This is a genomic window from Anaerotignum sp. (genome assembly GCF_030625865.1).
Lineage (GTDB): Bacteria > Bacillota > Clostridia > Lachnospirales > Anaerotignaceae > Chakrabartyella.
In genome coordinates this window covers 1-12,676 of sequence record NZ_DAOUQB010000023.1, presented here as the reverse complement: position 1 = coordinate 12,676, position 12,676 = coordinate 1, and the positions used below count along the sequence as shown (strand labels likewise).

The window sequence follows — 12,676 nt, the reverse complement described above, 5'->3', positions numbered from 1 at the left end:
AAAAATTAAGGTAAATTATAAAAAAAGAACATAAATCAAGGAGGAACACACATGGCAAACCTACAACCCCATATTCAATTGGATGATTCTCTCGGCATAAAATATGCGCTGCTTCCCGGCGACCCAGGCAGATTGGACCGAATTTCTCCTTTTTTGGAAAATGTTCAAGAACTGATGTTTAACCGTGAATACAGAAGTTTAGTGGGCACCTATAAAGGAATTAAAATATTAGCAATGTCCACCGGTATGGGGGGCGCTTCAACGGGAATTGGTGTAGAGGAACTGTGCAAAATCGGTGTGGAAGCAATGATCCGCATTGGAAGTTGTGGCAGTTTACAACCAAGGGTAAAAATGGGGGATATTATTTTGGTAAGCGGTGCTGTGCGTGATGACGGTGCATCGAAAACTTATGTAGATTCCATGTTTCCTGCTGTGCCTGACACAAATCTTTTATTTGCCTGCATAGAAGCTGCAAAAGAAAAAAACATCCCCTTTCATACCGGAATTGCCAGAAGCCATGACAGTTTCTATACAGATAATGAGGATGCAATTGATGCGTATTGGTCAAAAATGGGTGTCCTTGGCTGTGATATGGAAACAGCCGCCTTATTTACAATTGGCCATTTAAGAGGAGCCAAAACTGCTTCCATTTTAAATAATATTGTAGAATACCAAGGAGACACCTTTGATAGTATTGCAAATTATATAGACGGTGAATCCCTCTCCGTACAAGGTGAAAAAAACGAGATACTTGTTGCTTTGGAAGCTTTTGTTAAGTTAGAAAATGGGCTTTGCTGATTTCAGTGTTCATAACGTAAGTATGCTTCACTTAAATTGAAGTTTGCATTTTTTTATATTAAGTTGAAACATTTACTCATTTTTATCGTCTTAATAAGAAAATTAAAAAGGAGACGAAAAAATGAAAAAATATTTCTGCTTTGCCGCATTCATTTGCTGTTTATTTTTGTACACCGGGTGTTCGAATGAGAAAATAAAAGAACCTAATTCCTCCGACAATTCCCAAGTTGTTGAAACAAATCATAAACCTTCCATAAAATCCGAAGAAACTATGATAGGTAAAATAATTAAGATAGATAGCGACAGTATTTTCGTTGCTGACACAGAGGATGAACATGGATTATATCAGATTTCAGCCAGTGAATTTGCAGATGAAACTTCAAATTTAAGCGTCGGAGATATCGTTGAAATTGGATTTGATGGTTTAATTTTGGAAATTTATCCTGGGATCATTGCCAATGTGGATTACATCATGTTTTTGGAAAAAGGGGAAGATTTTGTGGGTCTTTATCATGATATTTTTATGGATTTATATGAAACCGACTCCGGCTTAAACAGTGATATTGACTATATTGCCTTGGATTTGACAAAGGACAAAAATCTTACTCCCAGCGAAAAGAATGCCCTTCTTTATTTACTTTGGTGTGATATGCTAATAGAAACAAGATTGGCAACTTATGATGATTTGCTTGCTGAAAATTTGATTACTATCAACAAAAATACAGGATTTTCTGAACTAGAAAACGGTATGCTATTGAAATTGGAATCAACAAAAGCAGAGGACGAGAACTTCACCTTTACTGCTGAAAAGTGGCGTTCCTCTCTGGGCGCATATTATTTTAACAACTGTGATGCAAAAAAGGAAAATGGAAAATGGACTTATTCTATTGGACAGGAAATGATTTCCTAGTAAAATATAAAAAAGGGAGGGGATTGTGTAAATCCCCTCCCTTTACTATGTGTGTATTCATACTTGTGTTTAAAAAACTTACCATCCTTTTCTAAACTGCAACACTTCATCGGAGATTTTCCCGTCTAAGTATTCTTGTATGGATTCTCCTATAATTTCAAATCCTCGTCTGAGATTTTCAGGCTTAATATTCAAAGGTGGTTGAATACGCAAAACATTTTTACCAAGAGAAATAACAACCAAGCCCTTTTCGTATGAACGATACAATACTTTATAGGTTCCTATTTCATCTGGAACAAGCTCATGAGTCACAGGATCTTTCTTTGTCAAAACCAGACCTCTTGACATTCCTTTACCACTTATTTTTGTAGCCATTTCAGGATATTTTTTCATGACATCATTCAAATAGCTTTCCATGGCTTTTTCATTTGTGGCTAAAATTTCTTGGAATTCCTCTCCCTGCATATAATCAAAAGAAGCACATCCTGCTGCACAAGCCAGCGCATGACCACCCAAAGTAAACAGGTGTGCAGGAGCAGGCAGAGATTCCATAATTTCCTCTCTAGCCATAAAAACACCCAGTGGTAAACCTGCCCCTACAGATTTTCCTAATATAATTCCATCGGGAACGATATTGTAGTGCTCAATCGAAAACCATTTTCCTGTTCTATAAAATCCTTGTTGAACTTCTTCGGAAAAAAATAAAATCCCATGTTTTTTACAAAGAGAATACAACTTATCCATGAAAATCTGATGGGCCGCAATTAGACCGGCATCCCCTTGAATCGGTTCAATGATTATAGCGGCAACTTCTTCTGCCGGCAGATACGTTTCAAAGGCTCTTTCAATTTCTTTTGTGCAGTCCCTTTGACAGACCCCATCATCCAAATCATCACCATAAAAAGGAAAATTAAAAATGTCGGGAAGGAAAGGACCCATTTTCGAGCGCATTCTTGTTGTAACAGCACTGAGTGACATAGAACCATAGGTATTACCGTGATATCCGTTAATGAATGTAATAATTTTAGTTCTTCCCGTATATGCTCTTGCAAATTTTATTGCTGCATCATTGGCATCAGAACCACAATTGCCAAAGCATACCTTAGCTTGAATCCCCCCTGGATAAACAGATGTTAACCTTTCCGCATAAGCAATGTTAGGGGTATTATTGATATAGGCAGGTGTATACTGTGTATATAACTCCAATTGATTTTTCATTGCCTCCTTAACAGCAGGAAAGTTGCTGCCTAAATTTAAAGAGGACGCACTACTTAGAAAATCTATAAATTGATTATCGTCCTGATCAAAAATAATTTCTCCCTCAACCTTTTGTACCGTTAACGGATAATAGGACAGATGCTGACATGGTGCCATTACTTTTTTGTCACGCTCTATCCAAGCTTGACTTTTTGTTGTTGTTAAACTCATTACCTTCATCTCCTTGTTATTGCCCCTACTAACTCTTTTAAGCTTTTTTCATCAGCTTATATACACCAAGCGTCATAATAGGAATTACATATACGAAAAAGAATACCCACGCCAATGTTCCATAGCCTTTTGCGATCAAATTAATCAGTCCGTAGGAAGAAATAAATGTTGTTACTACCAAAAGCAACACTGCTATCACAGGTGTCGTCCACTTTGGTGCTTCCCCACCCCTACTTTTATAGCCTTCGGCAATACGGTCTGTTATAGAATAAATCAATCCTGATCCTGTCTCAATCAGGGTACCGAACAATACAATTTGGAAAACATAGCGCAACCAAGGCATATTCATTTGAGACAAAATGTAATCTACAGGGAGCTCTTGGTCAATAATGGTCGGATAAAAACCTGCCATAGCCACAAATAAGATAATGCCAGGTAAAATACCAATTACACCTGCAATTAAGCCGGAAGTAAGGGCTTCTTTTTCAGTTTCACAGTGTCTGATGGTATAGAGTACAGCAATAATAATTGCCAAATTATAGAAGGCATACTGAAAACCACCAAAAGCCCAATTTCCTGTTACAGGAACTGAAGCAAAGCTTTGTCCGATTTCAGAGCTAAATCTTGTAATTACCAATACTAAAAATAAAAAATAAACACCGTATAATACAAAGGACCACATAGATAACACTTTTTCAATCATCTCTGACCCATTCATTACTAACAAAAATACAGCGGCAGACATTCCGATAATTCCAACCCACTTATTAAGACCGAAAAGTTCATGAAGTATGGAACCTGCAGAAGCCGAAACAACGGCCAAAACAATCAAAATAAAAATTATGTAAGCAATTTCAAATACGATCCAACCGGGCCCCATCAGTTTTTTCATAAAATTCTTATAATCGTATTTTTTAAATTTATGAGCAAAGGCAAAGGAAACGCCACAAACGATTGACCAGGTTAGTAAGGAAACAATGCACATTCCCAATACACCACCCAAGGGGCCGTAACCCATAAAATACTCCACTAACTCTCGCCCTGTTCCGTAACCCCCAGCTATTACGCACGATTGAAAAACAATGCCGGGAACAAAGTACTTTTGAAATTTCTTTGATGATAAAATACTCATATGATTCCTCCTTAATACTGCATATTTCGTTTCATTTTTTACTGCGCAATAGTAATACTAAATTTAGTTTAATAGGATTATATATTTAATATATTTAAATGTCAATAAAATATTAAACATTTTTTAGTATTTGTAAATTTTATAGTTTAAAATAAATTATTGTTCTCTTTAAATATATTTTTTTGTCGAAATATGAAATTTTGAATAAAAAAAGAACATATCTTTTGTACAAGTTTAAGCCAAAAGATATGTTCATCCAATTTTAATTTAATCCTAATTAATTCAAAAGATATCCGCTTGCGCTAAAAAGCAAAATATCCAACAAATACTAAGAAAAAAATGTTTTTTTACTTCATATAATTATTTTCCAAATTTTCATTTAATACAACGCTGGTGAAATAACTGCAACTGCTTCCACATCTTCATCTCCAGGGTTATACAACTGATGGTATGTTTGCTGGGGAACATAAATGCTGTCCCCTTCTTTTAAAGTGTATACACTATCACCAATATGATATTCCAGGATACCCTTTAAAACTAAAGTACACTCTGCAGCTTCCTCATGATACTGAACCATAGTGCTACCCCAGCTTTTTGCACCCAGCTTAAAACACAGCATTTCCATTTTTGTACACGCATTTGTATTTCTGCTGTATGGTGTCACAAATTGATATTCCATATTAATATCAGCAAACTGAATTTTTGTTCGATTATCTCTTGTAATAACCGTAACCTGCTCCTGTTCCTCCTCTTGGGAGAAAAGAGAAACCAAAGGTATCTCAATGGCTTCTGCAATACGCATTAGTACTGAGAGGGAGGGACTGATTAAATTACGTTCAATTTGCGAAATATATCCCGGGGTCACCTCTGCCTTTTCTGCCAAATCCTTTGCAGTGATACCTTTTTCCACTCTTGCAGCTTTAATTTTTTCTCCAATCATGAAATTATCCCCTATCTTTTTATCTTTTTACTTCAACAATGAGAGCGCAAAAAATTTCTCAAAATCATATTATATTGCTAAATTCACAATTATCCGAAAAAATCTTTTGCTTAATTTAATGCAATTATACCATAGCATTTATATAAATTCAAAGAAAAACACGAAAAACCAATGTATTCTTAAACAAATTTATAATTACTAAACTATTTGCACAGAATAAACCTTTAAATCACTATTTTGTTTTAACACTTTTTTGATTAGTATAATTTTAAAACAAGCAGTAAAATTGTCATTAAAATTAAACTAAAAGGAAGCATCAAAGAATTTAATACTGCTGCAGCAGAGCGATCATAACCACACCGCTCTGTATAAATTGGTGCAATGCTCAGTATCGGTGAAAAAACCACAATAGAAAGTATTTGCCGATGCAACAAGGGACCTGGCAAATAATGATATATTATGTAGGAAAAAACTGAGGCAATTAGAATTCTCAAAACAAAAACACTACCCATGTCCTTTAATACACTTTTTTTCATCTTTGGCTCAAACATAATTCCAATTAAAATCATTGCAAGGAAGGTGTTTGCCTGACCAATCATTCCTGCAAAATCAAATATAAGATTTGGCAAACGTATCCCTAGTGCACATAATGAAATCATAATCAAATACGCTACAAAGGGCATAGATGATAATAACGTTCTAGCAATTTCCTTTCCTTTCACATTTCCCTTTCCCTTGGCAATCAACGTTGCAATGGTAAAAGTAATCCCGAAAACCATGATTGCATTTCCTACATCAAACATACAAACAATAGCCACCGTATCAGCCTTGAAAAAGCTCTGCATAAAAGGCAATGTACAAAGGCCAACATTATAACCGGAGCCATTGATAATAAAAAACGCACGTTCAGCTGGTTGCCTTTTCCAGGTTATAAATAAAATCAGCGCAATTGCAATAATGTTTGTAACAACTCCCATAAAAATATCCATTAGAAATGAGATGTCTAGATTTAATGTCCTAAAATTACTTATAATTACCATGGGTAACGTTATTTTCATTATTAACCTTGTCAAAAGGTCTGTATCCTTTTGGGAGAACAATCCTCCTCGTTTTAAGACAAAACCCATTGTAATCATAAATAAAAATCCAAAAGCTTTTGTTAAAACGATTCCCATTAACAGCCTCCTTCCCGTTTTCTTTTATATCCTAATAAAGGGTTACTTAGCAAGGGCATGAAAAAAGACCTTTTGCTTTAACAAAAGGTCGGATTCTCAAATGTTAATTACAGTTTAGCTTTTGCTGTATCTACCAATGTTGTAAATGCAGCAGGATCAGAAACTGCTAAGTCAGCCAACATCTTTCTGTTGATGTTAACGTCAGCCATCTTTAAACCATGAATCAATTTGCTGTAAGAAATATTGTTCAATCTTGCAGCTGCATTAATTCTTGTAATCCAAAGGCTTCTGTATTCTCTCTTAGTCTGTTTTCTTCCGGCAAATGCAAATGCCATAGCTTTCATTACAGATTGTTTTGCTACTCTGTACTGCTTGCTTCTAGCACCACGATAACCTCTAGCCAGTTTCAATACTTTTTTATGTCTTTTTCTCGCGTTTAACGCGCCTTTCACTCTTGCCATGGTAAAGTCCTCCTAAAAAATATACTCGAAATTATGCGTATGGTAACAGTCTCTTCTTAATGCTGTTCAATACAGTTTTGTCAACAGTTGTAGCGTGTCTCAAGTTTCTTTTTCTCTTTCTGGACTTTTTGCCAAGAATATGCTGTGTATTGGACTTCTGTCTTTTCAGCTGACCTGTGCCAGTGATTTTAAATCTTTTCGCTGCTGCTTTTTTTGTCTTTAACTTAGGCATAATGTTAATCCTCCTAAAATAATTCTAGCAGATAAACCTGCTTGTGTCTTGTTGCTTTCTTCCTTCCTGCGGATCAGCTCTTTGGTGCAAGGAACATAACTAAGCTCCTGCCTTCCATCTTGGGTTCTTTTTCAATCACACCAAACTCTGCTGTTTCTTTTGCAAAGTCTTCCAGAATGACCATGCCCGCTTTGGAATGACCAATTTCACGTCCTCTAAAACGAATGCTAACCTTTACCTTATCCCCATCCTTCAAGAATTCATTTGCTTTTTTTACTTTTACCTGAACGTCATGGGTATCGATACCGGGAGACAAACGAAGTTCTTTGACATCTACGGTTTTTTGTTTCTTTCTGGCTTCTTTTTCTTTCTTAGCCTGATCGAATTTGTATTTTCCATAGTCCATGATACGACAAACCGGAGGTTTTGCAGTTGGCGCAATCTTAACCAGATCTAACCTTTTTTCATCTGCAAGCTTCTGGGCATCTCTAGAAGAAACGATTCCCAACTGTTCCCCATTTTCGTCGATCAATCTTACCTCTCTGTCTCTGATTTGCTCGTTGATCATTAATTCTGTAATAGCAAAGCACCTCCCAAATTATTGTACCGTTATTCCGCAAGAACGCAAAAAAATTGCGCCGGAAGAATCCGCCGCACACAGAAAAACAGAGTAAACTCTCTGATTTACAATTCGTGTATTAACCTTATACAGCTCATGCCATAAGGTGAGAAGCGGAACTTCTTCTTTATTACCATAGAATTATATCACTTTATTTCAATTTCGTCAACATATTTTTTAATAATACTTATAAATGGGTGCAGACAAAGCTTTGTCTGCACCCCCTGAAAACTTAGTCCATGCTTCTTTCTGCAATTTCTTTTTTCAATCTGCCAATAACATCTGCCAAATCAACCTGACCTTCGTCACCATTCTTTCTGGTACGTAAGGAAACCTTGTTTGCTTCCACATCTTTTTCGCCAACAACGATGATATAAGGCACTCTTTCGTTTCTTGCCTCTCTGATCTTATAACCGATTTTTTCTGCACGGTAATCAACCTCCACACGAATGCCTTCTGCATCCAAGGAATCAGATACCTGCTTTGCATAATCAGCAAATTTCTCAGAAATAGGCAAAACCTTTACCTGTACAGGAGAAATCCATGCAGGGAACTGCCCCGCAAAATGCTCAATTAAGATACCAATAAAACGCTCAATAGAACCAAATGCAACACGGTGAATCATAATAGGACGCTTTTTGCTTCCGTCAGCAGCTGTATATTCCAATTCGAACCGTTCAGGCATCTGCATATCCAACTGGATTGTGCCACACTGCCATGTTCTGCCGATGGAATCCTCCAAATGGAAATCAATTTTAGGGCCATAAAAAGCACCATCGCCTTCGTTTACAACGTATTCAACGCCATTTTCGTCCAAAGCATCTCTTAAACCAGTTGTTGCAATTTCCCAAGCCTCGTCAGAACCCATGCTATCCTCAGGTCTGGTAGAAAGCTCGACATGATATTTAAACCCAAATTTCTTGTAAATTCCATCAATTAAGCGCATTACGCCGCTGATTTCATCTTTAATCTGCTCTTCTGTCATGAAGATATGGGCGTCATCCTGGTTAAAGCAACGCACACGCATCAAGCCATGTAAGGCACCTGATTTCTCATGTCTGTGAACCAGCCCAATTTCACCAACACGCATGGGTAAATCACGATAAGAATGCATATCCTGCTTATAAACCAACATACCACCTGGGCAGTTCATAGGTTTTACGCAGTAATCCATATCATCAATCACCGTTGTGTACATATTGTCTTTATAATGATCCCAGTGACCGCTTTTTTCCCAAAGCTGTCGATTCAAAATAATTGGTGTGGAAATTTCAACATAGCCAGCTTCTTTATGCACTTCTCTCCAGTATTCCAACAATGTGTTTTTCAAAACCATACCCTTAGGCAAGAAGAATGGAAATCCAGGGCCTTCGTCCAACATAGCAAACAATTTCAATTCTTTGCCCAATTTTCTATGATCCCGTTTTTTTGCTTCTTCCATCATTGTCAAATATGCTTCCAATTCAGATGCCTTAGGATAGGAAGTACCATAAATACGGGAAAGCATTTTGTTCTTTTCGCTGCCTCTCCAGTATGCACCTGCAACAGAAGTCAATTTAATTGCTTTTACATATTTAGTGCTCATCAAGTGAGGCCCTGCACATAAATCTGTAAAATCACCTTGTTTATAGAAAGAAATGATTGCGTCTTCGGGCAAATCCTGAATCAATTCTACCTTGTAAGGCTCATTTCTGTCTTCCATATATTTAATTGCTTCTGCACGAGGCAATTCAAAACGTTCGATAGGCAAATCAGCTTTTACAATTTTCTTCATTTCCCCTTCAATTATTTCTAATTCCTCAGGAGTAAAAGCTTTTTCACGGTCAAAATCGTAATAGAACCCATCTGCTATCGCAGGTCCGATTGCCAATTTTGTATCAGGATAAAGGTTTTTTACTGCCTGTGCTAAAATATGGGAAGTCGTATGGCGGAATGCCATTTTACCTGCTTCATCATCAAATGTGCAGATACTTACTTGGGCATCCTTTTCCACAACATAACGTAAATCCTTCACTTCTCCATCTACCATACCTGCACAAGCGTTCCTTGCCAAACCTTCACTAATAGATTTTGCAATATCCAATACGGATACTGCCTGTTCATATTCTTTTACAATGCCATCTTTTAAAGTAATTTTCATGTTTATCCTCTCCTTTTCGAAATAAAACAATTTTCTTAGGAAAGCAGATTACAATAAAAAAACTCCCATCCACTTTCCTTTCGGAAAGGGACGAGAGCATAATTCTCCCGCGGTTCCACCCTTTTTGTTAAAAAACCACTCATTTATAACTGTAACGTAGTCAACGGGCTTTATTAGAGCCACTCCGAGGTGGTATTCATACTCTTTCGCAACGCAGGACATTTCCACCCAAGATTATTATAATCCGATGTCCCTCTCTGGTCGTTTTGAAAGGACTACTGTCCTCATCATCGCTTTTCATTTTTCAATTGAAACACTTTTGATTATAGCACCAAAAATAATTCTGTCAACACTTTTCTTCAAAATTCACGAGTCAAAACCATTTGTTTTTTTTGAAAAAATAAATTCCTGCGACAATAAAAATCAGCGAAACCAAAATTACGGAAAAATAACCATATTTCCATCCATACTCCGGCATATCAAAATTCATACCGTACCACCCTACAATCAAAGTCAAAGGCAAAAAAATTGTTGTCACCACCGTAAAAATCTTCATGGTTTTATTCAAGCTTATATCTACCTCTGCCTCATAAGACTCCCTTACCTGGGTAACGGAATCCCGGAGATTCAACACATTTTGAAAGCGCCGCTCTGTTCTTCTGTTTAGCATTTTAAAAGAACGTAGGGTTTTCCCATCAAAAATACCATTCTCATTTTCGCCTAAAATATCCAGCACATTTAAAAACTGTTCATAGTATCTTTTCAAAAACATTAGCCTTTTCCTGAGGCTTATAATATTTCCAACACAATTATGCTTTTGGGATGTAATTAAAATCTGTTCCATATCCATAATCTCTTTTTCGATGGCATCAAAAACCTCATAATCTTGTCTTGTTTGCGCTTCAAAAAACAAGAAAATAATACGATTCAAAGAAATTTTTTCTCCTAAATTCTTTGCACTATCCTCAAGCAATTCCATAACGCGTTGTTTTTGGGAAGTGAAAAAGAAAGCTCGCCCTTTTTCCAAATATATGATTACACTTCCGTAGCTTAGCATTATTTTATTAAAATCTGGCATTTCCAGACTGATACAATCAAAATTTTCAAAAGAGTCATACTTTGCATAGCCAAAACGACGTGCTTCATCAAGAATTTTTAAAGAAATCCCCCATGTTTTCGCTCTGTTCTCCATTTCTTCATAGGTTGTAACAGATAAAAATTCTATATCTTTTGATTGACTTTTTTCCAAATGCGGAGAGATTTTATACCCTCCGTTGCCAATAATCATAAACATAGCAAACATCCTTTAATGTATAAAACTATTTACTTTTAAATTTCACGGCTGTTCCATAAGCCATAACCTCTGCTGCCGCCGTTGTAACAGCACTGGTTGTAAAACGAACATTGATCACCGCATCTGCCCCAAGTTTATTCGCCATCTCTATCATACGCTCCGTAGCAATATTTCGCGCCTGCATCATCATCTCTGTGTAGCCACAAAGCTCACCACCTACAATGCTTTTTAACCCTGCACCAATATCTTTTCCAATATGCTTTGACTGAATTGTGGCCCCCTGAACGAGTCCCAGCATTTCTAATTCTTTGTCATTAATATAATCTGTATTTACTAAAATCATAATTCTCCTCCTCTAAAACGATATAAGCAAATGGCTCATCTCTATTGCACACATTTTTTATAAACATCCTATCAAACTTTTTAGGACTTAAATAAAAAAAATCCTAATTCTATAATGAGCACTATTGTTTTCGTTCCAGAAATAGATTTAAATATATCATACCCATTTTCTATTCCTCTAAACTGAACAAATCATACATGAAACTCCAGTGTATATGAAGAGGCTATAACGATCAGCACTTCATTCATCATAAAATATTTCTATATTATACCATAATTCATCTTTTTTTACAGCCAAAAATAATAGATATTTTTTATAAATATAAATGAACCCATTTACTGCTACGTTACGGCAATAAACGGGTTCTCTATTCTCTGAGAGCGAGCAAAATATTTCATTCCACTTACAAGACTTTAGCAAGGAACGTTTGCAAACGCTCACTTTTGGGATTTTCAAAAATTTCTCTGGGTGTTCCCTCTTCTACTTGCTTGCCATCAGCCATAAACATTACCCTGGTGCCAACTTCTTTTGCGAAGCCCATTTCATGGGTCACCACTACCATCGTCATATTTTCATTGGCCAACTGTTTCATAACTTCCAAAACTTCCCCTACCATCTCGGGATCCAAGGCTGATGTCGGCTCATCAAAAAGCATTACCTCCGGCTGCATACATAATGCACGCACAATAGCAATACGCTGCTTCTGTCCCCCCGAAAGCTGTGAAGGATATGCATTAGCACGATCTCCCAATCCCACTCGATTCAAAAGTTTCATCGCCAACTCGGTTGCTTCCGCCTGGCTTTTCTTTTGAAGCTTCATGGGCGCAATAATCATATTTTTCAGTATTGTCATATGAGGGAACAAATTAAAATGTTGAAAAACCATTCCCATGCGCTGGCGATGAATATTAATATTCGTTTTTGAATCTGTAATATCAACGCCCTCAAAATAGATGTTGCCCCCCGTAGGAATTTCCAACAAATTTAGGCAACGCAAAAAGGTTGATTTGCCTGAGCCCGAAGGACCAATTACAACAACGACTTCGCCTTTATTTATTTCTGTATTAATCCCGTCTAGTGCTTTAATTACGCCGCCGTTATAATATTTTTGTACATTTTCAACTTTTATTAGAGTTTCTTTAGCGCTCACTGCTTCTCAGCCTCCTTTCCAGCTTACCTACCAGCCATGTAAAGAACATTACCA

Annotated in this window: 13 protein-coding genes; 2 read left to right on the top strand and 11 right to left on the bottom strand. The window is 36.7% G+C overall.

Annotated elements, in window-relative coordinates; translation table 11 throughout:
• Positions 1–51 precede the first annotated feature (51 nt).
• Together P9Q65_RS08055 and P9Q65_RS08050 are read left to right on the top strand one after the other, a co-directional pair.
• The gene (locus P9Q65_RS08055) at positions 52–798 is read left to right on the top strand and encodes a nucleoside phosphorylase (RefSeq protein ID WP_304508875.1); all 747 of its coding nucleotides are present in this window, start codon (positions 52–54) and stop codon (positions 796–798) included.
• A 121-nt stretch (positions 799–919) separates the two neighbouring features.
• Positions 920–1,708 carry a hypothetical protein gene (locus P9Q65_RS08050; protein ID WP_304508874.1) on the top strand — a complete coding sequence of 263 codons (789 nt, stop codon included), beginning with the start codon at positions 920–922 and terminating at the stop codon, positions 1,706–1,708.
• Between the two features lie 78 nt (positions 1,709–1,786).
• On the opposite strand, the gene P9Q65_RS08045 is transcribed toward P9Q65_RS08050, so the two are convergent.
• From P9Q65_RS08045 to P9Q65_RS07995, 11 genes are all read right to left on the bottom strand, one after another.
• On the bottom strand, positions 1,787–3,136 hold the full coding sequence (locus P9Q65_RS08045) for an aminotransferase class III-fold pyridoxal phosphate-dependent enzyme (RefSeq protein ID WP_304508873.1): 1,350 nt from the start codon (positions 3,134–3,136) through the stop codon (positions 1,787–1,789).
• Positions 3,137–3,173: 37 nt separating this feature from the next.
• Positions 3,174–4,268 (bottom strand): YkvI family membrane protein, encoded by a 1,095-nt coding sequence (locus tag P9Q65_RS08040; RefSeq protein ID WP_304508872.1) that lies wholly within the window; start codon positions 4,266–4,268, stop codon positions 3,174–3,176.
• A 379-nt stretch (positions 4,269–4,647) separates the two neighbouring features.
• Positions 4,648–5,208, bottom strand: a complete 561-nt coding sequence (locus P9Q65_RS08035; RefSeq protein ID WP_304508871.1) for an XRE family transcriptional regulator — start codon at positions 5,206–5,208, stop codon at positions 4,648–4,650.
• Between the two features lie 257 nt (positions 5,209–5,465).
• A complete protein-coding gene (locus tag P9Q65_RS08030; RefSeq protein WP_304508870.1) occupies positions 5,466–6,383 on the bottom strand; it encodes an AEC family transporter in 918 nt (305 codons plus the stop codon).
• Positions 6,384–6,490: 107 nt separating this feature from the next.
• Positions 6,491–6,844, bottom strand: coding sequence for a 50S ribosomal protein L20 (rplT, locus tag P9Q65_RS08025; protein WP_304508868.1), 354 nt, complete (start codon positions 6,842–6,844; stop codon positions 6,491–6,493).
• Positions 6,845–6,875: 31 nt separating this feature from the next.
• Positions 6,876–7,076, bottom strand: a complete 201-nt coding sequence (rpmI, locus tag P9Q65_RS08020) for a 50S ribosomal protein L35 (protein WP_304508867.1) — start codon at positions 7,074–7,076, stop codon at positions 6,876–6,878.
• Positions 7,077–7,149: 73 nt separating this feature from the next.
• Positions 7,150–7,644 carry a translation initiation factor IF-3 gene (gene infC, locus P9Q65_RS08015; RefSeq protein WP_304508866.1) on the bottom strand — a complete coding sequence of 165 codons (495 nt, stop codon included), beginning with the start codon at positions 7,642–7,644 and terminating at the stop codon, positions 7,150–7,152.
• Between the two features lie 283 nt (positions 7,645–7,927).
• Positions 7,928–9,835, bottom strand: coding sequence for a threonine--tRNA ligase (thrS, locus tag P9Q65_RS08010; protein ID WP_304508865.1), 1,908 nt, complete (start codon positions 9,833–9,835; stop codon positions 7,928–7,930).
• A gap of 373 nt (positions 9,836–10,208) precedes the next feature.
• Entirely contained in the window at positions 10,209–11,129 is a 921-nt protein-coding gene (locus tag P9Q65_RS08005; protein ID WP_304508864.1) for a magnesium transporter CorA family protein, read from the bottom strand.
• Positions 11,130–11,154: 25 nt separating this feature from the next.
• Positions 11,155–11,472 carry a YbjQ family protein gene (locus P9Q65_RS08000; protein WP_304508863.1) on the bottom strand — a complete coding sequence of 106 codons (318 nt, stop codon included), beginning with the start codon at positions 11,470–11,472 and terminating at the stop codon, positions 11,155–11,157.
• A gap of 403 nt (positions 11,473–11,875) precedes the next feature.
• On the bottom strand, positions 11,876–12,622 hold the full coding sequence (locus P9Q65_RS07995) for an amino acid ABC transporter ATP-binding protein (RefSeq protein ID WP_304508862.1): 747 nt from the start codon (positions 12,620–12,622) through the stop codon (positions 11,876–11,878).
• Positions 12,623–12,676: the final 54 nt, after the last annotated feature.

Bases quoted from the DNA above. Each gene is read 5' to 3' on its own strand.
- P9Q65_RS08035 (WP_304508871.1), bottom strand. From the start codon at position 5,208: ATGATTGGAGAAAAAATTAAAGCTGCAAGAGTGGAAAAAGGTATCACT.
- rpmI (WP_304508867.1), bottom strand. From the start codon at position 7,076: ATGCCTAAGTTAAAGACAAAAAAAGCAGCAGCGAAAAGATTTAAAATC.
- rplT (WP_304508868.1), bottom strand. From the start codon at position 6,844: ATGGCAAGAGTGAAAGGCGCGTTAAACGCGAGAAAAAGACATAAAAAA.
- P9Q65_RS08000 (WP_304508863.1), bottom strand. From the start codon at position 11,472: ATGATTTTAGTAAATACAGATTATATTAATGACAAAGAATTAGAAATG.
- infC (WP_304508866.1), bottom strand. From the start codon at position 7,644: ATGATCAACGAGCAAATCAGAGACAGAGAGGTAAGATTGATCGACGAA.
- P9Q65_RS08005 (WP_304508864.1), bottom strand. From the start codon at position 11,129: ATGTTTATGATTATTGGCAACGGAGGGTATAAAATCTCTCCGCATTTG.
- thrS (WP_304508865.1), bottom strand. From the start codon at position 9,835: ATGAAAATTACTTTAAAAGATGGCATTGTAAAAGAATATGAACAGGCA.
- P9Q65_RS08045 (WP_304508873.1), bottom strand. From the start codon at position 3,136: ATGAGTTTAACAACAACAAAAAGTCAAGCTTGGATAGAGCGTGACAAA.
- P9Q65_RS08055 (WP_304508875.1), top strand. From the start codon at position 52: ATGGCAAACCTACAACCCCATATTCAATTGGATGATTCTCTCGGCATA.
- P9Q65_RS08050 (WP_304508874.1), top strand. From the start codon at position 920: ATGAAAAAATATTTCTGCTTTGCCGCATTCATTTGCTGTTTATTTTTG.
- P9Q65_RS08040 (WP_304508872.1), bottom strand. From the start codon at position 4,268: ATGAGTATTTTATCATCAAAGAAATTTCAAAAGTACTTTGTTCCCGGC.
- P9Q65_RS08030 (WP_304508870.1), bottom strand. From the start codon at position 6,383: ATGGGAATCGTTTTAACAAAAGCTTTTGGATTTTTATTTATGATTACA.